Source organism: Psychrobacillus psychrotolerans (assembly GCF_900115805.1).
GTDB classification, from domain to species: domain Bacteria; phylum Bacillota; class Bacilli; order Bacillales_A; family Planococcaceae; genus Psychrobacillus; species Psychrobacillus psychrotolerans.
In genome coordinates this window covers 244,658-268,241 of record NZ_FOXU01000003.1, presented here as the reverse complement: position 1 = coordinate 268,241, position 23,584 = coordinate 244,658, and the positions used below count along the sequence as shown (strand labels likewise).

Sequence of the window (23,584 nt, the reverse complement as noted above, 5' to 3'; positions counted from 1 at the left end):
TAACAAACAAAGATGGCCGCTCAAATCTCGAGCGACCAACTCCTAAAAAGAACGATTAAAGTTTACTTAAAGTATAGCATAAATTGGGCCATTCTGTTAACGCTTTGTTCGTATAAGGTATTAACTGCTCGATAAATTTCTGTTTTCGCTCTTTCGGCAATGAGTACGCATATAACCACTCACGGTATAGTTCATTTGGATACATCATTGCTTCTTTATAGCGTCGAACTACTTTTTCAAGATGCGGAAATTCATGGATGAGCAACCGAATATCATAATTTATCTCTGGGAGGACCCGGTGCATCCATAGTATGTTTTCCATTTCCCTTGGACCTATCACTGCGAGATCAAAATCAATTATTTTGTAATCTGAGCTGTCTGATAAAAAATTATGATGAACAACATCCCCGTGTAACAAGGTGCGCTTTTCCATATTAAATGGTTTCATATTACGTAAAGCGATATCACCACAAAGCAAAAGAAATTTTGTCTGCTCCCAACCTATATGTGACTCGATGAAAAAGGAGATTTCGTTCATCTTCCATTTCCGATTCTGCCATTTAGAAATAAGGTTAAAAGAATAAAATAGATTACTATCTTCCCAGTCAACCAATTTATTTGTATCATGAATTTGACTTAGGAGTAAATGGACTGCTTTTCTGTCTTCCTTGAACCGATAGGAAACCGTATGATCCCCTTTATACCAGGGTTGAATAATAAAGTCTTCTTGGGTCGATTCTATAATAGGAAGTATAAAAGGTTTTTCCATGTATTCTAGTTCTTTATGAATTAGGCGAATTTTTTCTGCCTGCTCAACAGTCGGATATTTTTTTACAGAGAATATGCCGTTTTCATTTTTCCATTTCCATACATTTTTCTTGATTTGCCGTATATACGTACTCACGTTTTAATAATGTGGGTAGGGATATGGAGGACATGGATATACAGGAACGTAACATATCTGTACACAAGGATGCCCTCCGTACTCTGCTTGGTGGTGCATGTATGGATATGGCTGTACTGGTGGGCATGGATACATTACCGGGTATGATGGTGATGGTTCGAATGTTGGTGAAGCTTCTTGTGCTATTGGGCTTGTTAGCTGCGGTGTTGGTTGAATAGGTATTGGCTGGACAGGCTGCGGTGTTGGTTGTGCTTGCGGTGCTGTTTCCATCTCTATATCAAAATTTTGGATATGGTTGTGTATATGAATAGATGTAGACTCCATTAATCTCCAACCTTGTGGAGACGGTGTCATATCAATATCTGGGACAGGCATGATATGGAATGGGAATGTATAAGCAGGTGGTTGCATTGGTTGCTGTGGCTGCTGTGGAAGCGGTTGTGGCATTTGTTGCTGCTTTGGTTGTTGTTTGGGTTGCTGCGGCATCTGATACGTGGGTGCAACAGGTTGAGTAGGCATTCTCGGTGGTGCAGGTTGCATTTTCGTTTTGTCCATAGGTTGCTGGATTTTCACTTCCTCCTTTTTCATCATTTCTTTATTCACCATTTCTTGCTTTACTGGTCGATTATCACTGTACGGATGAGTAGTCGATTCCATTTTTTTCGTGTTTGGTATAAATATTTTCATGCCAGGCACTATATATTCGGGATTGGCCAAATGCGCATTTACTTTCTTTAATTCCTCAAAAGAAACACCGTAATTTCTGGAGATTTTCCATAGAGTGTCCCCTTTTACAACAATATGAGTTTGCACAGTCTTCCTCCTTCCTTCTCCTTTAAATTATGTCTACCATCTTAAAATGGTCACAGATTTTAAACAAACAACCACCCCTTCATGATAAACTTATGAATAGCAACCAAGTCATTATGCAAGTTTGGAGGAGTTAATCGTGAAAAAGTTAAAAGGCGAGGAACGTAGGAATTGGATTTTCTCCTATTTAAAGGAACAACATGTACCCGTGACTGGCAATCAGTTAGCAAAGCTCGCTAATGTCAGCAGACAGGTTATTGTGAATGATATAACCTTATTAAAGGCAACGAATGCTGCTATTGTCTCTACTAGTCAAGGTTATATAGCTCTTCCGGATAAAGAAAGTACCCCTTATGTTCAGCAACGAGTAGCTTGCAATCATCAATCTACTCATTCCGAGGATGAGCTCTTAGCTTTAGTAGATGCAGGAGTCACTGTAGAGAATGTTACGATTGAACATCCTGTATACGGAGAAATCACGTCTTCCATTATGGTTTCCAATCGTCACGACGTTGAAATGTTTTTGAAGAAAGTGCGAGATACAGACGCTCCGTTTTTACTGGAGCTCACTGCGGGAATTCATTTACATTTGTTATCCGCACCAACCGAAGAAATTTTAAATAGAGGTATTCATGCAATTAGGGAAAAAGGTTATTTATTAGAAGGATAATTTCAAATATGGGGTTGGGGAAATGATGACATTCCGGTGATTCATCATTACTTTCTGGTGATTCCTAAGCTCATTCAGGTGATTCTCTCCTACATTCGAGTGTTTTTTTAAAACATTCAGGTGATCCTTTGAAACATTCGGGTGTTTCTACACTTTTAAACAGCAGACATAAAAAACGAAGCGAATCCATTTATGAACGGATCGCTTCGTTTTTTGTTTCGTATGTATAATACGAGCCTAATGATTTTACGCCACAGCCTAGTGACTTTAACTCTTCTATAGCACCAATCATCATTGGCTTCTTTTCATCCTCAAGCACATCTATGATAAAGAAATATTGCCCTAAACCTGTTTTTAATGGTCGTGACTCAATTTTACTTAAATTGAGTTGTCTCCATGCAAAGACCGATAACACTTGATGCAATGCACCAGAGCGATCATCTTTAGGTAATGTAATCATAACAGTAGTTTTCACTTGATCGGTATGACCATCTCGGACAATACAATCATTCTTTTTAGAAATCACAAAAAATCTAGTGTGATTAAAATGAAAATCATGTATATTGTGCTCCACAATCTTTAATCCATATTCCGTTGCAGCTGAAGTATTTCCAATCGCAGCAATACATAAATCTTCGTTTTCCGAAACGTATTTAGCTGCTGCTGCAGTTGATGAAGATTGTTCTAATGGCACTTTCCCAAATCGATAATACAAATATTTATGGCATTGTGCTAAAGCATGTGGATGGGAGTACACAGTTGTCATTTCTTCCCATCGTTCCTCATTACTTGGGTGAACCATTAAATGTTGCTCAATCGGAGATATTAGCTCAGCAGTCACGAACAGCTCTGCTTCATGGAACAAATAGTCGATTGTTAACGGAACTGTACCCTCTAATGCATTTTCTAGTGGAACGACCGCTATATCGACTTCTCCATTTGCAACTGCTTCAATACACTCGGGTATAGTCCGTATTGGTACTAATACATCCTCTTGAAATAATGATTTAGTTGCTAAATGTGTAAAAGAAGCTTCTGGTCCTAAAAAAGCAATTCGTTTGGTTGTCATTAGAAAAACCTCCTTATAGAGCACCAGAGCTAATCACTTCTGCAGATTCTACAAAATCAAGTCGTTTCATTTCATTCAAAAAATCTTCTAATTCCTTGTTCATCGCTGTTACATCAAGTGATAATGTTACACTTGCTCTTCCTTGAATCGGTATTGTTTGATGGATTGTCAACACATTACATGCGTAATTAGCCACCAATTGCAATAACCTAGCAAGTGTACCTTCTCTATCTTCTAATTGAAGAAAGACCGTTAAAATCCGTTCTTGAACAATCGAATGGAATGGAAAAACCGCATCACGATATTTATAAAAAGCACTGCGAGATAAATCTACTTCTTTTACGGCATCCCAAATCGAAGATGCCTTTCCAGATTGAAGGAGATGTTTTGCATCCAAGGTTTTTTGCATTGCCTCTGTTAGCACATCCTCCCGTACTAAAAAAAATCTCTGGCTTGTTACATCTTTCATGCGGTTCCCTACTTTCCTCTATTCGATAAATTCAAACTCAAATCTTAGTAATCGTACTATGTCGCCATCTTTAGCTCCGCGCTGACGAAGTGCATCATCAATACCCATCCCACGAAGTTGTCTAGAGAATCTACGAATAGAGTCTTCTCTACTGAAATCAGTCATTTTAAATAATCTTTCCACTGATCCGCCAGCAAGTACAAACGCTCCATCATCATCTCTAGTAACAGTAAAGTCGTCTTCTTTGGCTTGATATTTGTACATTACAGACGTTTCTGTTTCTTCTTCCACTAATTCTTCTAATGGGAATTCTGGTGCCACCTCTAACATGTCTGCTACTGCAAATAATAATTCTTGTAAACCTTGACGAGAAATAGCAGAAACAGGGAATACTTTCATATCTGCTCCAACTTTTTCTTTAAAGATTTTTAAATTATCTTCCGAGTCTGGCATGTCCATTTTATTGGCTACAATAATTTGTGGTCTTTCTGTTAAACGAAGATTGTATTGTTTTAATTCATCATTAATAGTCAAATAATCTTCGTAAGGATCGCGACCTTCCATTCCAGACATATCGATTACATGTACAATTACACGTGTACGTTCGATATGACGTAGGAACTGATGCCCTAGCCCTATTCCTTCATGAGCACCTTCAATTAGGCCCGGTAAATCGGCCATTGCAAAGCTACGGTGATCTTCTGTTTCTACCATTCCTAAGTTCGGAACAATTGTTGTAAAGTGGTATGGAGCAATTTTAGGCTTAGCTGCTGATACAACCGATAATAGTGTAGATTTTCCGACACTTGGGAACCCAACTAAACCAACGTCTGCTAAAACTTTCAACTCTAACTCTACATTTAACTCAAAACCTGGCTCTCCTTTTTCAGAAAGCTCTGGAGCCGGATTTGCAGGTGTTGCAAAGCGAGAGTTACCTCTACCACCACGTCCACCTCTTGCAATTACAGCTTGTTGTCCATGCTCTACTAAATCAGCAATTACTTCGCCAGTTTCTTCGTTTTTAACAACAGTACCAGGTGGTACTTTAATGATTAAATCATCTGCATTGGCACCATGCATATTCTTACTACCACCATGAACTCCTCTAGTCGCTTTAAAAATACGCTTATAGCGGAAATCCATTAATGTACGAAGACCCTCTTCTACTTCGAAGATAACGTCTCCACCATTTCCTCCGTCCCCACCTGCAGGACCTCCTAAAGGAACATACTTCTCACGACGGAATCCAACCATACCATCTCCGCCGTCACCACCCTTGACATAAACTTTCACGTGATCTACAAACATTTACTTCACTCCAATCTTCCACTTGCAATTAGTTTTACTGTTATCGAATTGTTGGTTGCTTCTAATATTTCCAGCTGAAATAAATCTCCAATTAGTTCATCTCGCCATTTATTATTAGACCAATCTCCCCGAATATCTATTAGTATTTCCAAAAATTCATCTGAAATGATATGAAGTTTCAGGAACTGCTCTTGATATCCTCTAAAATGTGGGTATATAGCTTGTACGAATCTACTTAAATAATCTTTTAAGGCTTCATCGTACATACTTGCTTTTCTATTTAGAAGAGATGTTTGAACATCTAAAGTTAATTGATTATATTTAATACTAAATGTTTGTAGCCATTCATTTGTTTTATATAAACCAATATTATTTATATCAAAAAATTGGTTGCATTTTTGGGAATATTTTTTTATTAAAGCCTTAGCTTCCTCTGTTTTACCCATATCTAAGTTCATTTGCAAAAGATGCATATTATTTAAATAATCATGCATTGTATGACGAAGTATTTCATTTAAAGTAATCTCGTTATGATCCATGTAAGTTACACATCCCAACATTTACTATCCTTTACTAGTATAACAGGAATAGTTCTTTTATGCTCCCGGAGTATAGCCTACTTACACGAAATTTTTGAAATCAAAAAGGACTGCATAAATGCAGTCCTTTTATTATTCATTAAGCTTCTTGAGCTACAGGATATACACTTACTTTTTTCTTGTCGCGGCCGAAACGCTCAAAGCGCACTACACCGTCAACTTTCGCAAAAAGTGTGTCATCTCCACCACGTCCAACGTTTTCACCTGGATGAATTTTAGTCCCGCGTTGACGGTATAAAATTGATCCACCTGATACGAATTGTCCGTCAGCACGTTTAGCGCCTAGACGTTTCGATTGAGAGTCACGACCGTTACGAGTCGAACCTACTCCCTTTTTGGATGCGAAAAACTGAAGATTTAATTTTAACATATGTTCCACCTCCTACTTTTTGAAGGTTATTTTTATATACTTGGCATAATCTTGCTCAATCGTTTGTAAAGAGACAATCATCGCTTCCAAAATAAGCTGTATTTGAGCAGCTTTTTCTAGATTAGATATGCTTGGAACCTCGACGTATAAATAGCCTCCGTCCCCTTTTTGCGTAATTATAGGTGTGATTCCTGTAAGTGCGATCACCGCGTTCACTGCACCAAATGATACAGCAGAAGCTCCTGCACAGACTAAATCTTTTCCATGTTCCGCAAAATCAGCATGGCCTTTCATCTCGAAAGAATGTATATGACCGGATTGATCTTTTGTTATAATCACTTTAATCATCTTATAAACTAATAGATTCTACTACTAATTTAGTGTATGGCTGTCTGTGACCTTGTTTTTTGTGATAGTTCTTTTTCGCTTTGTATTTGAAGACTGTAATTTTTTTAGCTTTGCCATTTTTTACAACTTTCGCTGTAACTGTAGCACCTTCCACGAATGGAGCGCCAACTTTTACATCTTCTCCACCTACGAATAAAACTTTTTCAAAAGTTACAACTTCATCAGCATTAGCATCTAATTTTTCAATGTAGATTTCTTGCCCTTGTTCAACTTTGATTTGTTTACCACCAGTTTCAATAATTGCGTACATACTTGCACCTCCTCTTAGACTAAGACTCGCCTTCCAAAAGGTGATTCAAAACTCGAATACTTATAACCTTTTCAGAGCGGTTGTAGCAACGGGTGCTGCTACAAATCATAACATTAAAATATTATCACATATATTATTCTTAGTCAAGCGCTTTTCGTTATCCAATCAAATGCGAGCTTATACTTACGAAATCTCCAATAAGAAAGATTTTGAAAAGCAAGAAATAAAAATATAATGGAGATAACCAAAGCCACAGGAAAATAAAACAAACTAACCACAAAAATAATAACACAAATACATCCCGAAAAGCCGATCAGCTCCTCATACAACTTCGGAAAAATAGAATGTATGATTCGCCCACCGTCTAACGGGAATATTGGTAATAGATTTAAGCCGAAAATTGATAACTGAATCATTATAAATATATTCGATTGAGGAAAGTCTATAAGCATGCCAAATAAGAGCAAAAGAAGCGTACATAATGGTCCACCTAAGATTATACACACCTGTATCCTCTTAGGTTGCTTCGAGAATTGTTCCATCTTTATCTCTCCACCATAGGGCAAAATAGTACAAGATTGAACTTTAGCACCCATCCAAATCGCGACTAATAGATGACCTAACTCATGAACCAATAGCGATCCAAACACGAGTGCATACATAGCTATTTCTCCTGATAAATAAAAGAATAGAAAAAAAGGAATCATTATGGGGTGTACACGAAACAGTCGTTTATTCATAGAAGACGGCAAGCCACTCAATGAGCTCTTCGGTATCTAACATCTCTCCATCTTTTTCCACCTGGACATATAGCATGTCATTTTCAACAGAGGCAAATATATCTCCCGCGTTTACAGTCGTATATGGCAATTGATGAAAATCATCTACAAAACCGTATGTAGCAGTTTCTCCCGTATCATATAAAATAGATAACGTTTTACCAGTTTTCTTTCGATGACCAGTATAAATAATAAGTCCATCTTCAGATGCATACAGGTCTTGGGATTTATCAATGGACAAAATTGCACCATCTTCTAAAGGCTGAATGGATTTATATTCAATTAAAGGAGGACTAGATACAGGCGCACTTACACTGATTAAGTCATCTGTTCGAGTAATCCAAGCAACTACATCCTCATAAATTTCTGTTGGTTTTTGTGGCTCTAATAGTAGGCTGGCATAATTGGTTGAGAGAGTACTATTACCCTCTAACTTTGCTAATAAAATAAATGAAAGTACAAATAGAAATGAAAGAACCCATTTTCTTTTTGAAAGCATAACATTCCCCCTAAGAAGAATATATGAAGGTTGAGGTTGTTTAATGAATTAGTTTTTGAAGTGTTGTAAGGAGTATAACTTGCTATCACGGAACCTATTAAGCCTTTTTTAAGTGAAACAAAAATAAACCGACTACCTCAAAACTGGGCAGTCGGTCTCCATTCTTATTTAGAAAAAATAGATTTGATTTTAGAAAAAACGCCAACTTTAGGAAGGTCCATGGACATTAATGGTACCGACTCTCCTAAAATACGTCTCGCAATGTTACGGTATCCAAGGGCCGCTCTGTTAGAAGGATCCATAACAACCGGTTCACCTTTATTAGATGAAGTTATAACACTTTCATCATCCGCGATAATTCCCAATAGATCAATAGATAAGTGAGTGGTAATCTCATTTATATCCAGTGCATCACCTTGGTTCATCAGATGCTGACGAATTCGGTTGATGATTAACTTAGGAGGATCTATTGTGCCTTCTTGCTCTAATAAGCCAATAATACGATCCGCATCACGTACAGCGGAAATTTCCGGTGTAGTAACTACGATTGCTTTATCTGCACCTGCAATGGCATTTTTATAGCCTTGTTCAATTCCAGCAGGGCAATCAATTAAGACATAATCATATTCGCGTTTTAACTCTAAAACAAGTTCTTTCATTTGTTCAGGATTAACAGCATTTTTGTCTACAGTTTGAGCTGCAGGAAGTAAATACAGTCTATCCTCGAAGCGTTTATCTTTCACAAGCGCTTGATGTATTTTACAACGTCCTTCGATAACATCTACTAAATCGTAGATAATTCTATTTTCCAGACCTAGCACTACATCCAAGTTACGTAAACCAATATCCGTATCCATTAAACAAACTTTTTTCCCTTGCAGGGCCAATGCAGTTCCAAGGTTAGCTGTTGTAGTCGTTTTACCGACCCCACCTTTACCTGAAGTTATAACGATTGCTTCTCCCACATTAGCTTCCTCCTTTAAATGTTGATAAATTTGGTCTTAACAGACGAAGATCTTGTAAACGATCAATTGCGATAGAACCATTTGTATGTAAATAAGCACATTCCATTTCAGGTTGCTCAGAAAGAACGGTCAACTCATCTGTCATCGTTTCAACCACACTATCGATGATTAAATGCGTAGCCTCTAGCCAAGATGCCGCAATAACTGCATCCTTGTTTCCAGATGAACCTGCATGAGCAATTCCTTTAAGTCTTCCAAGGACAAAAATATTCCCACCTGCAACGACTCTACCATTGGGATTCACATCGCCAACAACTACTAAATCTCCCAAAGCAGTAATAACTTGTCCTGACCGAACAATACCTACATAAGTCTCTGACTGGTTTTCTAGTAATCTTCTATTACAATCTTCCACCGTCATAACTTCACTTTGAATTTTAGTCACACGCAGATGTTCTGTTTGCTGAACGCAAGAAATAATCTCTTTCGTCTGCTCATCGTTACAGTAACGATAACCTAAATGTAATAATACCTCCGCTTGACCTTCAAAACCTTCATCAGAAACCTTTTTCGCTAATTCATCTAAAAGCTCTGTATATGAACACTGATCGTCTAGGCGTAATACAAGGCCCTCTTTCGTTCCTTTGATAAATATTAACTGCTTCTTTGTCAATCAAGTCACCTCAGATTTACTGTTAAATCAACAAGCTATTTTTGAAGCAATAAAGCTTTTTGATTAAACCGATTTAGAAGAATATATTTAAATGCCCATCCGAACATCAATAAAAATACAGCATTTGCAATCATTGTAGGAATGAGATTATGTTGATAAAAATAAGTAAATGTCATCGTTTTAATACCGATGGACGTATAAAATAAGAATAATAACAACTCTACCCCTGCTACTAGAAGCAAGGTAAGAATAGTAGAAACCAACAGATGTTGGTGAATGTATTTAACCGTAAAGCTTGCGACTAAACACATGAGAGGATATATAAAAGAATATAATCCAATAATATCAATGAAAAAGACATCATACAAGAGCCCAAAAAACAAACCATAAAGCATCGCTCGTTTTCTGTCATAATAAACGGCTACAAAAATCAGATATATAATGAGAAAACGTGGTACTAGTACATAAAAATCAGTATTTAATTCAATTGGCGAAAAAAGACCAAAAATCGGTTCTAAATAGAATAATAGAACCGAAATGGCAATCACTAGAATACGAGTCATGAGCCGTCCCCTGCACCTTCTGTAAGATCAGCATCCGTATTTCCTCCGTCTGTACCATCTACATTAGTAATGGTGCGCTTAGAAACAATTACGTGATCTAAAATAGAGAAACTTGCAGCAGGTTTAACATACGCCAACTTAGTTAAGCCGTAGTCATCCGTTGTGACTTCCGTAACTTCACCGATTAATATACCTTTCGGGAAAATTCCACCTAAACCAGAAGTTGTTACTTTTTGACCTTTTTTCACTTCATACTCAGAATCAATTCTTTTTAGTATTAGTTCTTTACGTTTTTCATCATATCCTTCAATTAATCCAAAAACTTCTTTCCCTTCAGCAATTACAGCCGAAACTCGATAATTTGGATTTTGAGTAGACAAAAGTTCCACAGTAGATGTATAAGGTGTGGTCAAGGTTACTTTTCCAATTAACCCTTGAGCAGTCATCACAGCCATATTTACCTCTATCCCGTGAATCTCCCCTTTATCAATAATAATTTTTTCTTCCCATTGGTCGGGATTTCTAGCAATAACGGTTGCTTGGATAGGATTATACGCGCGAAGATCCTCTTCCTTATCAACAATTTTGCGTAGCTCATCATTTTCAAGACGTAGATCATTTACAGAAGCTTGAAGTGCTACATAATCTTCTAATCTTACTTTTAGTCGTTTATTTTCATCATATGTATTAAGTAAGGATTCTACATTATCAAATACACCCGTTATATATTGGGTCGGTTTGGAAAATATAGATTGTCCAAACCCGACCACATCTTTAATAACCTGTTCAGGTAAGGATGCATGATTTCGATCTCGCAAAGAAAAGCTGATGAGCGCCACAAGAAAAATCATCCCTACAAGCAGCAATATTAATCGCTTATTCGAAAAAAATTGTGGCATATCACACTTCTCCTTAGTGTTTTGTTTGTTGGCGTTTCAGTACATTCATATGATCTAACGCTTTCCCAGTACCAATTGCAACACAATCCAGTGGATTTTCTGCAATAAATACAGGTATATTCGTTTGATCGCTAATAACTTTGTCTAAATTTTTCAGTAATGCTCCACCGCCAGTTAACATGATTCCGCGCTCCATTACATCTGCAGATAATTCAGGTGGAGTTTGTTCTAATGTCTTCTTCACACCATCAATAATAGCGGAAATCGACTCACGTAATGCATTTGAAATTTCTTTAGAAGTAATTTCAATCGTTTTTGGCAGTCCAGTTACTAAATCACGTCCGCGAATATCCATTTTTTCTTCTTCATCGGATACTCTTGCAGAGCCAATCTCAATTTTAATTGCTTCTGCCGTACGTTCACCAATCGTTAAGTTATACGTTTTACGGATATATGCAGTAATGGCATGATCCATAGAATCTCCAGCAACGCGGACTGATTCACTTGTTACAATTCCACCAAGTGATATAACGGCAACCTCTGTCGTACCCCCACCTATATCAACGACCATACTACCAGTAGGTTCCCACACAGGTAAATTTGCTCCAATTGCAGCTGCAAAAGGCTCTTCTATTGTTAAAGCTTCTCGTGCACCAGCCTGCTTCGCAGCATCAATTACAGCACGTTGCTCTACAGAAGTAATACCAAATGGGACACAAATCATGACATTTGGTTTGCTCCATGACATTCCAGAAGCTTTCATCGCATTTTTCAAATAATACTCTATCATTGCAGAAGTTGTATCAAAATCCGCGATAACTCCATCCTTCATAGGACGAATTGCAACGATTGAACCAGGCGTACGACCGATCATATTTTTTGCATCGTTTCCTACTGCCACAATAGCTCCATTTTGTACATTTTTCGCTACAACCGATGGCTCTCTAAGTACAATACCTTTTCCTTTGATGAAAACTAGCGTATTCGCTGTCCCTAAATCTATTCCCAAATCTCTTGATCCAAATCCAAACACTATTATTTACTCCCTTTCTATCTCAAACAAGTTTTACTTCGTTGTCATAAAGTCATAACTCTCATTATAACTGATAGAACGGAAATTGCACAGTGTCACATATACCCTTTTTCTTTTAAGCTTATAAACTGGTGATCACCAATGATCACATGATCCAGGAGTTCAATGCCCATAAGTTGGCCTGCCTCAAATAGTCTTTTCGTCACATCAATATCTTCTGTGGACGGTGCGGGATTACCAGAGGGATGATTATGTGCGCAAATTATCGAGGCAGCTGAACGTTTTACAGCTTCGCGGAAGATTTCCCTCGGGTGCACAATAGAGGCATTAAGTGAGCCGATAAATATTGTTTGTTTATGAAGGATTTGATTTTTGACATTAAGGAAAAGTGCTACGAAATGCTCTTGGTTCAATGAGGTCATATCTGCCATTAAGTAGGTAGCAGCGTCTTTCGGGGATCGTATAGTAAACTTGTCGTCTGTCTTTTGTTGAGATAGACGTTTACCAAGTTCGACTGCCGCAAGTAGTTGGACAGCTTTAGCTTGGCCAATACCTTTAACAGCAGTTATTTCTTCGATGGAAGCATTTTTTAATTCTTGGATTTGTTCAAAATAATTGAGGACACGATTGGCGAGGTGAAGAACCGATTCCTGCTTCGTTCCGGTACGAAGCAGGATTGCGATCAATTCTTGGTTAGACAAACTGGAAGCGCCTTGTCTAACTAGTCTTTCTCTAGGACGATCAGATACATGAACATCACGTATCATCAAAGAAGGTGGTAATTTAGTATTCATGTATTCACCACACGCTCCACTTCTATCAAGCGTAGTGACAATAACGCTCTAAACAAGCGACTGATCGGAAGTCCAATGACATTATTATAATCTCCCTGGATACTTTCAACGAACAATCCACCCATCGTTTGAATTCCATACCCCCCTGCTTTATCTAAAGAATCTCCCGTTGCCACATAAGCATCTATTTGATCTTCAGAGAGTTCAAAAAACTTTACAGAAGTAGTTTCAGCAAAGCTTACAGAAATATTTCCCCCATAAATAGCAACTCCTGTTGTCACTTGATGGGTATTTCCAGATAGTTTTTGAAGAAAGGTTTTTGCTTCCGCATTATCTTTCGGTTTCATCAAAAACTCATTTTCAAAGCTTACAATTGTATCCGCAGCTATGACAATTGCGCTGGGATTCTCCTTTAGGATTGCAGTTGTTTTGCTAATGGCGATATTCCTAGCCACTTCTTCTACCGAAAGATTTTTTTCCACTATTTCCACCGCTCCTGAAGCTATCACTTCAAATGGAATGCCGAATTTAGCAAAAAGCTCCTTTCTCCTAGGTGACTCACTAGCTAAAATAAAATGGTGATCAGATGTTAGTTTCATTTTATATTCCCCCTTTTCAATAGCATACAAAACTATTGAAAAAATGGAAATTGTGTATAAAAAACAGCAATTCAATTCTTCCCCTAAAAAGGCATTAAAAATTCAATTTTATGCAATTGTTCGTCGAAGCATAATGGGAAAAAACATGCATTCTCAGAATAGATGGAGAGTCCGAAAACGCTGATATAGCTTGCACTATCTCCATTAAATCAGCTGGATAATCTTCTTTTTTAGCAATAGACTCAAAGAAATTTTTAGTCAAATTCTCTTGTTGTATTAAATCTATCACTTTTTTCACTTTAGGATCATCACACGTATTCGTTGAAACATACAAACTTTTCACAAAGGTAGGCAGCACCTCTGCTTCTTGCGTCGGTATCGTCGTAACATACAAATCACTCCACACAAAAAACTCATTCCCTACCTGAAAAACACTTGCTTTAGCAAGAGAGGGCTGAGAACCGATGAAGGACATCGCGCTATCTTTGGAAGTGAACATGCCATATTGTTTCGCTTGAAACGGAAGAGATTTCCCCTCTACTTCACTTGTGGCCTCCACCTTATCTTTCTCATCGGTTGGAGTCGTAACTTTGACTTCTTCACTTTTTACTTTCTTATCATTCGCTAAGTTTAATATTAATCCGAACAATAGTACTCCAACAACGCCAATGATCAACCCTTGCACCCCTGCTAGTATTACTTTTTTTCGCGTATTACTGCGTCTACCAATTGGCATAGAATCACCTCTTTTTCATAACCTTATCACGAAGATTATAAAAAAAGACGAGACCCATGTCGGCTCGTCCAAAAAAGTTATCGAGTTAAAAAAACAAATTCACATACCAATCGACAAGCGACTCACCATAAAAATAAGCAATAATAGCGGCTATCGCTATCGATGGTCCAAATGGAATCGGTGTTTTTCTACCTTGTTTCGTTCGTCTCAAAGAAATAACACCAATAACCGTACCGATAATAGAAGCAAGGAATAGAGTTAGTAAAGTCGGAACCCATCCTAACACCAAGCCAATAACAAAGAATAACTTAATATCGCCTCCGCCCATGCCACCTTTAGACACAATCGCAATGAGGAATAAAACCCCAAACCCTACAACCGCACCAACAATACTATCCCACCAAGGACTAAGTGGTTCAAATACTCGCAACACGATTAAAGGAATCAAAAAGAATAATAGAATTTTATCCGGTATAAGCATATACGCAATATCCGACACTGTAATAATAACTAAGAGAGAAATAAACAATAGCGCAACTACTAACTCCAATGTGAAGCCTAGCTGATAATAAGCAAAAGCAAATAATAGTCCAGTGGCTAGTTCCATTACCGGATACACCCAATGAATCTTCGTCCCACACCCGCGGCACTTTCCTTTTAAAAATACATAGGAAAAGACAGGCACCAAGTCTTTAACCGTCAAATTACGATCACAAACCGTACAATGGGAAGGTGGCCGAACAATCGATTCTCTTTTCGGAACGCGTAAACCTGCCACGTTAAAGAAAGAACCGAAAACTAGTCCGTATATGAAAAATAAACACAAAATTACAAACTCCATCTAAACACCTAATTTCTTGCTTTTTGAACAATTTTATTCATCATAAAAGAACGTAGTTACTTGAATTCTAGCTGATATAACATCTTTAAATTCTACGTCCAAGAGTGACTCTTCACCAGGTATTAAAAGCTCAATTTGATCAATTCTTTTAATACGCTCGATAGACTCCAACTCTTTAATAAATATATTTAAGTGATCGTAATCCTTTGTCAAAATATTTATATTAAAAGTGATGAGTTTTAATTGAGGTGGCAAAGTACTATTAGCTACTGGTGATACGGGAGTTTCTGCAGGTTGTTCACCTTCAGTTTCTTCCGTAGTAGCGTCATTTGTTTCAGGAGAAGCCTCTTCTTCACTAGAAACCAACGTTGAATCTGCAACAATTTCATCGTAATTATTAAATTCTATTGACTCAATTTTTGCTTCACTAACTAAATCTACTTCCTCAATGGACTTTATCAGCATGTCTAACTCCCGAGTTAGAGGAACTTTTTTCTCTAACTGAAATGAGTTTTTGTCTTCGCCCTCTTCGACAGGAGCAGTTAACTGGCTATCCAGTAATGCAATTTCACTTCTGACCGTGCTTATAGTAACTTCTTTTGAATTCTTTTCCTCACTCATCGGATAAACTAGAAAATAATAAATTGCCCCTAACAATACAGCTATCAGCGCACTAACCACCAGATAACCCGTTTGTTTGTTGCTAAATAAGTCATTCATTAACGGGTCCCCCTTCACTTAAATAGGTTTCATTGATATCTAGTTGGATTGTTGCTGTATAACGCCATTGCACATCAAAGTTAACCTCATTTTCCACTTCTGTATCTTGTTCATTAACTGGCTCGAAGCTTTTCAGAGTTTCTACTTTAATATCACTAAAATAACTACTGTTTAATAACCTCTCAATAAATGAAGAAACATCCGTCATCGTTTCAAAATCTGCTGTAAGGAGTATCCCAGTCTCGTCAAATAAGTAGGTGCGTAAATAACTATTTGCTTCAACTAAAGAGTATATTTCATCTATTAAAGGACTAACTGGGTAAGAAACACTTTCTACAAAAGCAACTGAAGAGGAATGACTGCCTTGGTCACCATTATCTAGTGTCGAAACTTCAGCACTTAACAAATCCCGCTCTCCAACCAGTTGAGTCTCTTCCGACTCTAAACTCTTTATTTCTTTTTTCAAAGTGAAAAATTGAAAACATAGAAATACTAACAGTAACCCAATTAAAATACCACTAACGATAAACAATAGTTTACTAGATTTACGTCTTTCAATTTGAGGCAATAAATTAATTTCTGGAACCACTAAAATGCCTCCTTCAAAACTAGTCCAATAAGCGGTATGTATTTTGCATTTAAATGAGGATAGGAATTTTGAACTGTGCTATCATCTATAAATTGTATGGGCGTATCGTAAGTTGAACGCATTTCATTCACAATATAATCCATTTCAGGAGAGTCTCCTAAAATAATTATTTCATCCACCGCTTTTTCTCCTTTATATAGAGAAAAACGATAAAAGTTTAGAATTCGATCAATTTCTGCTATTTGATCAATTAAACGCAAACGATAATCGTCCATTTCTCCTACATTAGAAAATTCCACATCTGACTCAGTACTCTCTTGTGACTTCCAATCTAATCTATTCGTTTCAATAGATTGATAACGCAAAAATTCAAGTTTTCCAGGTGTATAGATACTAATAGACAATCCATTAATTGACCAGTCCGTTATTAAATAACTCTTATTAGGCACAAAGGTCTTCACATGTTCTAAGTAACGGATCGTTGAAAGTGCTCGAACATCCGAATGAGTTGGATGGAGAGACAAGTCGTCTAAAACCCCGGCCATTTTAGTAATTTCTTCAGCAGGAGCGGCAAAAAGTGTTGCTTCTCCATCATTCTGTTTTTCATCATATACATCAATGAGCGGGTTTGAAAAAGGCAGATGTATTGTTCGGCCAAGCTCCATCTCCACATACCCCTTTAGCATAGATGATTCTATGTCTCGAGGATGTTCAAATGTCTTCATCATAACGGTACTATCAGGCACAAAAAAACGAACATCGGACTTTTTAATTCCCCATTTTAAGATTAGTTCTTTTAGCGTTTCAAATAAAGCCATCTCATCTTTGACTAAATCTCCCTCGATAACCCCAGCTGGTAAAGAATGTTCAAAAATTGTAGCCTCATTGATATCAGGGTTATTCATCACAATAGCTCTTATTAAATACTCATTAACCTCTAAAACGACAAATCGATTCTTTTTCTTTTTAAACATTTTGGTCAATCCCCCATAGACTTGCTCATTAGTTTCACTTTTCAACAAACGAATTATTGTCGTTTGCTCAAAGGTGAAATAATATTTAAAGAGATACAGCAGACTGGGTCTGCTGTATACTTATTCTAGTTATTTTACTCAGTAACTGTCTCGTCAGTAGCCTTAGTTATAGCAGTTATACTAGCAGCACTACCTTTTTGTTTATCTTCAGTAATTCCTTTTAAAGTAGCAGCAGTAAACGCAACTGTTTTATCGCCAGAGTAAATAATATCACCTGTAGTTATTGTAAGTGGCTTAGTCCTCTTAACAGTAGTAGTTACAGGAATTTCTCCTTCAGATTCTAAATATCCCTCACTTTTCAATTCTTCGACTGTTACTTCGATATCCAAGACTTTAGTTGTATCGTCGATAGGATCTTCGATAAAGTACAGTTGAGCAGCATTCAGTACATTTGTAGCATCAGCTTTCACTGCATTGTATCTACTATTCTCGATAATATTACCAATTGATGGAACAGCAATCGCAGCTACAATGGCAAGTATTACAATAACTGCTAAAAGCTCGACTAATGTAAGACCTTTTTCATTTTTTAATATATGTTTCATTTTTTTCATTTTAATTTCCCCTTTGTTTGTTTGATCATTTATTTCAATCATGTCTTTGTTCATGACTTTCTCACCTCCTTTAAATGAGATAACTTTTTAAATCTGTTCATACATACTAAACATTGGAACCATAATGGCCATAACGATTGTTCCAACAACGGTAGCTAAGAAGACAATCATGAGTGGTTCTATTAGAGATTTAAGTGTATCAACAGTTCGATCCACATCATCTTCATAGAAGTCTGCAATTTTCTCTAACATATAATCAAGGGAACCAGTTGACTCACCTATTGCTGTCATTTGAGTTACTAATGGTGGAAATATCCAGCTTTTTTCTAGTGGTGCTGAAAGTGTACTTCCAGATTCAAGACTGGATCTAGATTCTCGTACTACTTTAGCAACAACAGGATTTCCAATTACATTCTCAACTATTGTCAGTGCCTGTAATATTGGTACTGAACTACTAAATAGTGAAGCAAGAGTTCTAGTCATTCTTGCGATAGCTGATTTTTGAAGTAATTTTCCAAAAACAGGTATTCTTAATAGTAATACATTGAATGAGTAGTTAAAAGATTCATTCTTTGTATATAACAAGTTAAAACCAATGACTAAAATAAGTATAAGGCCCAAAAAGATATACCAGGAAGATTGTAAGGAATTACTTAAGCCCATAACTAATTTCGTTATAAGCGGAAGTTCTGCACCCATTTCCTCGAACATCGTAACAAATTGAGGTACGATCGTTAACATTAAAAATCCAGCAACAAAAACAGTCATGACGAGTAATATGATGGGATAAGCCATAGTGGATTGAACTTTCTTTTTTAAGTTAAATTGCTTTTCATATGAAAAAGCTAATCTTTCTAATGATTCATCTAGATTACCTGTCGCTTCGCCTGCTCGGATCATATTTACAAATAGTGCAGGAAATACTTTGGGATATTTGGCAGCTGCATTTGAAAAAGACAAACCAGAACGAACATCCTCTTCTACGTCCATTAACCCTTTTTTCAAAGGCTTACTTGAAGTTTGCTCACTTAATATCTTGGTAGACTCTAAGATAGAAACACCCGCCCGAATTAACGTAGCAAACTGGCGACAGTATATAACAAAATGTTCATTTTTCACTTTGCCACCAAGTGTTAACTCCTTATGGAGAATACTATTAGATTCCTCTAACTCCCTTGGATTAATCCCCTGAGCTCGGAGTTTAACAATTGCTGTTTGTTTGTTTGTCGCATCAATTGTCCCTTTTTTTAAGGATCCTTGCGCAGATCGACCACTATATTTAAATATAACCACTAGTAATCACCTACATTTAAAAATGGTTTGGCAGATTCAAGTGAAATTTTTCCACTGGTGAGTAGTTGTTGAACAGAAGATTCCAATGTATGCATTCCAAGCGCTCGACTAGTTTGCATGACATTTTGTAATTGGTGCACTTTTTCATTTCTAATAAGATTTGCTACTGATGGTGTTTGTATTAATACTTCCGTTGCTGCTAATCTACCTTTAGAATCACTTTGCACAAATAATCTTTGTGAAACAATTCCTTGTAACACATTTGCCAATTGAATACGTATTTGACTTTGCTGATGTGGTGGAAATACATCTATAATCCTATCGATTGTAGTAGGAGCACTACTTGTATGTAGTGTTGCCATCACTAAGTGACCTGTTTCTGCTGCAGTAATGGCAGTCGAAATTGTTTCTAAGTCTCTCATTTCTCCTACAAGGATAACATCTGGATCTTGGCGTAATGCTGCTCTTAAACCATTAGCAAAACTTAATGTATCCGAGCCAACTTCCCGTTGATTAACAACCGACTTTTTATGTGTATGCACATATTCAATAGGATCTTCTAAAGTAATAATATGCTTTGCTTTTGTTGTATTAATATAGTCTATCATCGATGCTAGGGTAGTCGATTTACCAGAACCCGTAGGTCCAGTTACAAGTATTAAACCATGTGGCTTGTCTGCTAATGTATATAAAACATTCGGCATTCCTAACTGTTCGATTGCAGGAATTTTAGATTCAATCATCCGAACTGCAATTGATACTTGCCCCTGTTGATGATAGGCATTAATCCTAAATCTACATAATCCTGGCAATTCATAACTAAAATCAATTTCGCCATTTGCTTCAAATTCTTCAAGCTTATCGAGCTCTACTATTCCTTGAAGCATTTCTTTAGTATCTTCTGGACTTAAATTCACTTCACCAGATGAAATCAACGAACCATTTTTACGAAAAACTGGTGGTAAACCAACCGTAATATGAAGATCCGAAGCCTTTTCTTCAAAACTCTGTTCAAGCAATTGAATTATTGATTTTTTCATTTTTATTTCACCTCAATCAGCAGTAGCCACACGAAGCACTTCTTCTGTAGTTGTAATGCCAGCTTTAACTTTTAAAAGGCCATCTTCTAGTAAGCTAGAAAACCCAGTTTTTTTCATATAATCTCTCAGCAGAGAAGGTCCTTTAGAAGTTAAAATAATATCCTTTACAAAGTCATCGACAACTAATACTTCATGTATAGCAAGACGGCCCCTATATCCTGTGTGATTACAAGCCGGACAACCTCTACCTTTGCGAACTTCTTCTATAACAATTCCATGTTCTGCAAAGATTTCTTTTTCTCTTTCATTCGGAATTGTGGCTTCTCCACAGTCCCGACAAACTTTTCGCACTAAACGTTGTGCAACAATACCAACTAGTGAGGAGGATAATAGAAATGATTCAACCCCCATATCCTTTAACCGCGAGACAGATTCCACAGCACTATTCGTATGTAGTGTACTCAATACAAGATGTCCAGTTAATGATGCTCTTACAGCAATCTGTGCTGTTTCTAAATCACGAATTTCTCCGATCATTACAATGTCAGGATCTTGTCGTAAAATTGAACGTAACCCAGTAGCAAAGGTTAATCCAACTTCTTCTCGTACTTGAATTTGGTTAATACCATCTAATTGATACTCTACAGGGTCTTCAACTGTAATAATATTCACATTTTCATCGTTTAATTGGTTAAGTGCAGCGTAGAGTGTGGAAGATTTACCAGATCCAGTAGGTCCAGTTAACAACACTATTCCATTTGGATGCTGAATCATTTTACTAAAAGCATTTAAGTTGGTTTCATTAAAATCTAACTTATTGATACTATTCAATGCACTGCTTAGATCCAGAATACGCATTACGACCTTTTCTCCATAAATAGTAGGAAGAGTGGAAAGACGAATATCAATATCCTTCATATTAATCCTTAATTTAATACGCCCATCTTGAGGCAGTCTATTCTCGGTTATATTCAAGTAGCCCATAATCTTAATACGAGCTAATATGACGTTTTGCATATACTTTGGCAAAGAACGCTCAGACTTTAACATTCCATCTACCCTATAACGAACACGCAGATCATTTTCTTGTGGGTCAAAGTGAATATCACTGGCACGCTGAGCTACACCGTTTGCTATTATTTGGTTGACTAAACGCACTATTGGAGAGTCTTCATCCGTAATTTGTGTATCATTTTCTATTTCATTAGGCGACATATCTATCAAAGCTTGATCCATAGATTCTTGCAAATCATAATACTTCGTTATTGTTCTAAAAACATCGTCCTTAGCAGCAATACTCGTTTCTATTTGACAACCAGTAGCCATACGTACTTCTTCAATAGCAAAATAATCCATTGGATCAGCCATAGCAATCATCAATTTATTTCGATCCTTTTTGATAGGCATGATATTAGCACGTTTCGCTAACTCTTTTGGTACAAGCTGGATCAATTCTGGATCAATCGAATATTGATTTAAACTAACATGAGGAATCCCTAATTGAAATTCGAGTACTTCTATTAATTGTTGCTCAGTTAGTAAATTTTCTCTTATTAGAAAATCTCCAAGCTTTTCATCACGACTTTTGTTTGAGAGTGCATAATTTAATTGCTCATCAGTTATAACGAGAGATTCAACTAGTAAATCCCCTAATCGTTTGCGTGCATTACTCTTCATCAAAATCACCCCAGCCTGTACTTATTTTGATCCGTCTATGATGTTACCTGCTTTGTCATAATAACTGCCCTCTGGCAATTCATCAGAATCCTCTTCGCCTGCTGTAGGTACTGTATTTGACTGTTCCTTCTCGCTATCCCCTGCTAGATTAGGGTTATTCGTATTGGAAGTCTCTTCGTTTACATCTGACAAGCCATCTCCATTCATGTCCACTGCAAGATCGGGATCTGGAGTGGAGGAAATTTCAGGTGCTAAAGAAGATTTTAAAATCACTCTATGGACGGGCGGATAATAATCCTCGCTTATAAGCTCTTCTTTTTCAAATGGTCCTGCTTTGTCTGAAGTTTGACGATATACAGATACTCTCAAACCCGGTTTACCTTCTTGTAAAAGCTGTTCTTTATTGGGAGCTAATTCATTTGAATATCTATAAATAGTTCTAGGCAAAACTTCTTGTTTATCTCTTACTTGGTACTTAGTTTCAGTATCCAAGGGTATCGAATATATTTCTATCAATAAACTTGTATCTTTTGTACTAACTTTTAAAGTTGCAGGAGAATTATTGGTATTGATAAATTTCAAATCTTTGGTGGTATTAATATTGGCTTCTATTCCCGGTTCAAGATAGCTAGTTACCTCTCCTTGTGAATGTCGTTCCAATATCTCAAAATTCGTTTGAAGTATTGTACTATAAATCAAAGAAGCTACAAAATTAATTGTTTCATTGGATGCTCCGAGGTTTATACCTTCCATATGCTGATTTAATGAGAAGATCTCCCCACTACCTATTACTTTTTCATTTAAAGCTGACATAATTTCAGTTAAACTGGCTGCATTAATGGAGATTTCTTCAATATCAAAAGCAATTCTGTCTGCTTGAAACAAGGACATGTCTAGTGCAACAGTCTCAATTGGTTCAATAGATAACACTTCTACATGATTCTTAATTATTTGAAGAGTGGCTTCTATATCCAAATGGCTATTCTCTTCAATTATTGCAGTCAGTTCCGGACTCATTTCGACTTGTAAAGGAAGTTGAACAGTTGGTTCAGACTCCCAAAATGCGTACCAGGGTGTACTAACTTGATTTTCAAATTGGTCTACGGTTGACTCTACATTAAATGTGAACCACTCAGAATTTAGCGTAATGTCAGTATTGTTTCCAGTTAATAGAATAGGATTTTGCTTCCATTCCAATATTTTTGAATTTAAGAGAGAAATAATTTCTTCTCTATCAAGAGATTCCACTTGTTGTCCACCAATGCTAGAACCTGAATCTTTACTTTCTGCACTAACTTGTTGTTGCAAAAGGGGGAAATTACCAGACCATAAATAAAAAAGAAATGATGTTAATACAACTAGTACTATTGTTTTCCTAATTTCCCTCATAAATGCACCTCCTAAAGCTAACATTGCATAAATCTCATTTAAAAACCAAT

29 protein-coding genes and 1 other annotated feature are annotated in these 23,584 nt (G+C 36.9%); of the genes, 1 reads left to right on the top strand and 28 read right to left on the bottom strand.

The annotated features are described in order from the left end of the window. Nucleotides 1-55 precede the first annotated feature (55 nt). Complete coding sequence (locus tag BM260_RS09060) at nt 56-904, bottom strand: phosphotransferase (protein ID WP_175496244.1); 849 nt, start codon at nt 902-904, stop codon at nt 56-58. A gap of 3 nt (nt 905-907) precedes the next feature. Further along, complete coding sequence (gene safA / locus BM260_RS09055; RefSeq protein WP_093537021.1) at nt 908-1,717, bottom strand: SafA/ExsA family spore coat assembly protein; 810 nt, start codon at nt 1,715-1,717, stop codon at nt 908-910. 136 nt (nt 1,718-1,853) lie between these two features. On the opposite strand from safA, the gene BM260_RS09050 reads away from it, so the two are divergent. Next, nucleotides 1,854-2,384, top strand: a complete 531-nt coding sequence (locus tag BM260_RS09050; protein ID WP_093537020.1) for a transcription repressor NadR — start codon at nt 1,854-1,856, stop codon at nt 2,382-2,384. A 190-nt stretch (nt 2,385-2,574) separates the two neighbouring features. On the opposite strand, the gene pheA is transcribed toward BM260_RS09050, so the two are convergent. The 26 genes from pheA to BM260_RS08920 all read right to left on the bottom strand — a co-directional run bounded on the left by pheA (nt 2,575) and on the right by BM260_RS08920 (nt 23,534). Next, nucleotides 2,575-3,453: a prephenate dehydratase gene (gene pheA, locus BM260_RS09045; RefSeq protein WP_093537019.1), complete on the bottom strand. Its 879-nt coding sequence runs from the start codon at nt 3,451-3,453 to the stop codon at nt 2,575-2,577. 13 nt (nt 3,454-3,466) lie between these two features. Continuing rightward, a complete protein-coding gene (locus tag BM260_RS09040) occupies nt 3,467-3,922 on the bottom strand; it encodes an ACT domain-containing protein (RefSeq protein ID WP_093537018.1) in 456 nt (151 codons plus the stop codon). Nucleotides 3,923-3,940: 18 nt separating this feature from the next. After that, nucleotides 3,941-5,230, bottom strand: a complete 1,290-nt coding sequence (gene obgE, locus BM260_RS09035; RefSeq protein ID WP_093537017.1) for a GTPase ObgE — start codon at nt 5,228-5,230, stop codon at nt 3,941-3,943. 5 nt (nt 5,231-5,235) lie between these two features. Continuing rightward, nucleotides 5,236-5,769: a Spo0B domain-containing protein gene (locus tag BM260_RS09030; RefSeq protein WP_175496243.1), complete on the bottom strand. Its 534-nt coding sequence runs from the start codon at nt 5,767-5,769 to the stop codon at nt 5,236-5,238. Nucleotides 5,770-5,908: 139 nt separating this feature from the next. Further along, nucleotides 5,909-6,199 (bottom strand): 50S ribosomal protein L27, encoded by a 291-nt coding sequence (gene rpmA / locus BM260_RS09025; protein WP_090564003.1) that lies wholly within the window; start codon nt 6,197-6,199, stop codon nt 5,909-5,911. A 12-nt stretch (nt 6,200-6,211) separates the two neighbouring features. Then, on the bottom strand, nt 6,212-6,547 hold the full coding sequence (locus tag BM260_RS09020; protein WP_093537015.1) for a ribosomal-processing cysteine protease Prp: 336 nt from the start codon (nt 6,545-6,547) through the stop codon (nt 6,212-6,214). A 1-nt stretch (nt 6,548) separates the two neighbouring features. Further along, nucleotides 6,549-6,857: a 50S ribosomal protein L21 gene (gene rplU, locus BM260_RS09015; protein ID WP_093060533.1), complete on the bottom strand. Its 309-nt coding sequence runs from the start codon at nt 6,855-6,857 to the stop codon at nt 6,549-6,551. Between the two features lie 12 nt (nt 6,858-6,869). Further along, nucleotides 6,870-6,949 (bottom strand) — a sequence feature (ribosomal protein L21 leader region). 51 nt (nt 6,950-7,000) lie between these two features. Further along, nucleotides 7,001-7,564 carry a metalloprotease gene (locus tag BM260_RS09010; protein WP_407691708.1) on the bottom strand — a complete coding sequence of 188 codons (564 nt, stop codon included), beginning with the start codon at nt 7,562-7,564 and terminating at the stop codon, nt 7,001-7,003. A 25-nt stretch (nt 7,565-7,589) separates the two neighbouring features. Next, the gene (locus tag BM260_RS09005) at nt 7,590-8,135 is read right to left on the bottom strand and encodes a hypothetical protein (RefSeq protein ID WP_093537013.1); all 546 of its coding nucleotides are present in this window, start codon (nt 8,133-8,135) and stop codon (nt 7,590-7,592) included. Nucleotides 8,136-8,299: 164 nt separating this feature from the next. After that, a complete protein-coding gene (minD, locus tag BM260_RS09000; RefSeq protein ID WP_093537012.1) occupies nt 8,300-9,100 on the bottom strand; it encodes a septum site-determining protein MinD in 801 nt (266 codons plus the stop codon). Nucleotide 9,101: 1 nt separating this feature from the next. After that, nucleotides 9,102-9,773: a septum site-determining protein MinC gene (gene minC / locus BM260_RS08995; RefSeq protein WP_093537011.1), complete on the bottom strand. Its 672-nt coding sequence runs from the start codon at nt 9,771-9,773 to the stop codon at nt 9,102-9,104. Between the two features lie 35 nt (nt 9,774-9,808). Continuing rightward, complete coding sequence (gene mreD / locus BM260_RS08990; RefSeq protein ID WP_093537010.1) at nt 9,809-10,336, bottom strand: rod shape-determining protein MreD; 528 nt, start codon at nt 10,334-10,336, stop codon at nt 9,809-9,811. Then, nucleotides 10,333-11,235 carry a rod shape-determining protein MreC gene (gene mreC, locus BM260_RS08985; protein ID WP_093537009.1) on the bottom strand — a complete coding sequence of 301 codons (903 nt, stop codon included), beginning with the start codon at nt 11,233-11,235 and terminating at the stop codon, nt 10,333-10,335. The genes mreD and mreC overlap by 4 nt, the downstream gene beginning before the upstream one ends. A 13-nt stretch (nt 11,236-11,248) precedes the next feature. After that, the gene (locus BM260_RS08980; protein ID WP_093537008.1) at nt 11,249-12,268 is read right to left on the bottom strand and encodes a rod shape-determining protein; all 1,020 of its coding nucleotides are present in this window, start codon (nt 12,266-12,268) and stop codon (nt 11,249-11,251) included. A 95-nt stretch (nt 12,269-12,363) separates the two neighbouring features. Next, the gene (gene radC / locus BM260_RS08975; protein WP_093537007.1) at nt 12,364-13,062 is read right to left on the bottom strand and encodes a RadC family protein; all 699 of its coding nucleotides are present in this window, start codon (nt 13,060-13,062) and stop codon (nt 12,364-12,366) included. Further along, nucleotides 13,059-13,661, bottom strand: coding sequence for a Maf family protein (locus tag BM260_RS08970; protein WP_093537006.1), 603 nt, complete (start codon nt 13,659-13,661; stop codon nt 13,059-13,061). The genes radC and BM260_RS08970 overlap by 4 nt, the downstream gene beginning before the upstream one ends. A gap of 94 nt (nt 13,662-13,755) precedes the next feature. Beyond that, nucleotides 13,756-14,397 (bottom strand): hypothetical protein, encoded by a 642-nt coding sequence (locus tag BM260_RS08965; RefSeq protein WP_093537005.1) that lies wholly within the window; start codon nt 14,395-14,397, stop codon nt 13,756-13,758. 85 nt (nt 14,398-14,482) lie between these two features. Continuing rightward, nucleotides 14,483-15,238 carry a prepilin peptidase gene (locus tag BM260_RS08960; protein ID WP_093537004.1) on the bottom strand — a complete coding sequence of 252 codons (756 nt, stop codon included), beginning with the start codon at nt 15,236-15,238 and terminating at the stop codon, nt 14,483-14,485. Between the two features lie 33 nt (nt 15,239-15,271). Next, nucleotides 15,272-15,958 (bottom strand): hypothetical protein, encoded by a 687-nt coding sequence (locus BM260_RS08955; protein WP_093537003.1) that lies wholly within the window; start codon nt 15,956-15,958, stop codon nt 15,272-15,274. Then, the gene (locus BM260_RS08950) at nt 15,951-16,547 is read right to left on the bottom strand and encodes a PilN domain-containing protein (RefSeq protein WP_093537002.1); all 597 of its coding nucleotides are present in this window, start codon (nt 16,545-16,547) and stop codon (nt 15,951-15,953) included. The genes BM260_RS08955 and BM260_RS08950 overlap by 8 nt, the downstream gene beginning before the upstream one ends. After that, nucleotides 16,547-17,521, bottom strand: a complete 975-nt coding sequence (gene pilM / locus BM260_RS08945; protein WP_093537001.1) for a type IV pilus biogenesis protein PilM — start codon at nt 17,519-17,521, stop codon at nt 16,547-16,549. Before pilM ends, BM260_RS08950 begins: the two co-directional genes overlap by 1 nt. Before the next feature lie 134 nt (nt 17,522-17,655). Continuing rightward, complete coding sequence (locus BM260_RS08940) at nt 17,656-18,189, bottom strand: competence type IV pilus major pilin ComGC (RefSeq protein WP_322788072.1); 534 nt, start codon at nt 18,187-18,189, stop codon at nt 17,656-17,658. Between the two features lie 33 nt (nt 18,190-18,222). Further along, nucleotides 18,223-19,428 (bottom strand): type II secretion system F family protein, encoded by a 1,206-nt coding sequence (locus BM260_RS08935; RefSeq protein ID WP_093537000.1) that lies wholly within the window; start codon nt 19,426-19,428, stop codon nt 18,223-18,225. Then, nucleotides 19,428-20,468, bottom strand: coding sequence for a type IV pilus twitching motility protein PilT (locus BM260_RS08930; RefSeq protein ID WP_093536999.1), 1,041 nt, complete (start codon nt 20,466-20,468; stop codon nt 19,428-19,430). Before BM260_RS08930 ends, BM260_RS08935 begins: the two co-directional genes overlap by 1 nt. 12 nt (nt 20,469-20,480) lie before the next feature. Beyond that, nucleotides 20,481-22,145: a GspE/PulE family protein gene (locus BM260_RS08925; protein ID WP_093536998.1), complete on the bottom strand. Its 1,665-nt coding sequence runs from the start codon at nt 22,143-22,145 to the stop codon at nt 20,481-20,483. Nucleotides 22,146-22,166: 21 nt separating this feature from the next. Next, nucleotides 22,167-23,534, bottom strand: a complete 1,368-nt coding sequence (locus BM260_RS08920) for a VanW family protein (RefSeq protein WP_175496242.1) — start codon at nt 23,532-23,534, stop codon at nt 22,167-22,169. Between the last annotated feature and the right edge of the window lie 50 nt (nt 23,535-23,584).

Coding starts and splice junctions, on each gene's coding strand:
- mreD (WP_093537010.1), bottom strand. CDS start 10,336: ATGACTCGTATTCTAGTGATTGCCATTTCGGTTCTATTATTCTATTTA.
- BM260_RS08955 (WP_093537003.1), bottom strand. CDS start 15,958: ATGAATGACTTATTTAGCAACAAACAAACGGGTTATCTGGTGGTTAGT.
- rpmA (WP_090564003.1), bottom strand. CDS start 6,199: ATGTTAAAATTAAATCTTCAGTTTTTCGCATCCAAAAAGGGAGTAGGT.
- BM260_RS09020 (WP_093537015.1), bottom strand. CDS start 6,547: ATGATTAAAGTGATTATAACAAAAGATCAATCCGGTCATATACATTCT.
- BM260_RS08925 (WP_093536998.1), bottom strand. CDS start 22,145: ATGAAGAGTAATGCACGCAAACGATTAGGGGATTTACTAGTTGAATCT.
- radC (WP_093537007.1), bottom strand. CDS start 13,062: ATGAATACTAAATTACCACCTTCTTTGATGATACGTGATGTTCATGTA.
- BM260_RS09030 (WP_175496243.1), bottom strand. CDS start 5,769: ATGGATCATAACGAGATTACTTTAAATGAAATACTTCGTCATACAATG.
- rplU (WP_093060533.1), bottom strand. CDS start 6,857: ATGTACGCAATTATTGAAACTGGTGGTAAACAAATCAAAGTTGAACAA.
- BM260_RS08960 (WP_093537004.1), bottom strand. CDS start 15,238: ATGGAGTTTGTAATTTTGTGTTTATTTTTCATATACGGACTAGTTTTC.
- BM260_RS09040 (WP_093537018.1), bottom strand. CDS start 3,922: ATGAAAGATGTAACAAGCCAGAGATTTTTTTTAGTACGGGAGGATGTG.
- mreC (WP_093537009.1), bottom strand. CDS start 11,235: ATGCCACAATTTTTTTCGAATAAGCGATTAATATTGCTGCTTGTAGGG.
- pilM (WP_093537001.1), bottom strand. CDS start 17,521: ATGTTTAAAAAGAAAAAGAATCGATTTGTCGTTTTAGAGGTTAATGAG.
- BM260_RS08940 (WP_322788072.1), bottom strand. CDS start 18,189: ATGAACAAAGACATGATTGAAATAAATGATCAAACAAACAAAGGGGAA.
- pheA (WP_093537019.1), bottom strand. CDS start 3,453: ATGACAACCAAACGAATTGCTTTTTTAGGACCAGAAGCTTCTTTTACA.
- BM260_RS08930 (WP_093536999.1), bottom strand. CDS start 20,468: ATGAAAAAATCAATAATTCAATTGCTTGAACAGAGTTTTGAAGAAAAG.
- BM260_RS08970 (WP_093537006.1), bottom strand. CDS start 13,661: ATGAAACTAACATCTGATCACCATTTTATTTTAGCTAGTGAGTCACCT.
- BM260_RS09010 (WP_407691708.1), bottom strand. CDS start 7,564: ATGATTCCTTTTTTTCTATTCTTTTATTTATCAGGAGAAATAGCTATG.
- BM260_RS09005 (WP_093537013.1), bottom strand. CDS start 8,135: ATGCTTTCAAAAAGAAAATGGGTTCTTTCATTTCTATTTGTACTTTCA.
- BM260_RS08965 (WP_093537005.1), bottom strand. CDS start 14,397: ATGCCAATTGGTAGACGCAGTAATACGCGAAAAAAAGTAATACTAGCA.
- BM260_RS08920 (WP_175496242.1), bottom strand. CDS start 23,534: ATGAGGGAAATTAGGAAAACAATAGTACTAGTTGTATTAACATCATTT.
- obgE (WP_093537017.1), bottom strand. CDS start 5,230: ATGTTTGTAGATCACGTGAAAGTTTATGTCAAGGGTGGTGACGGCGGA.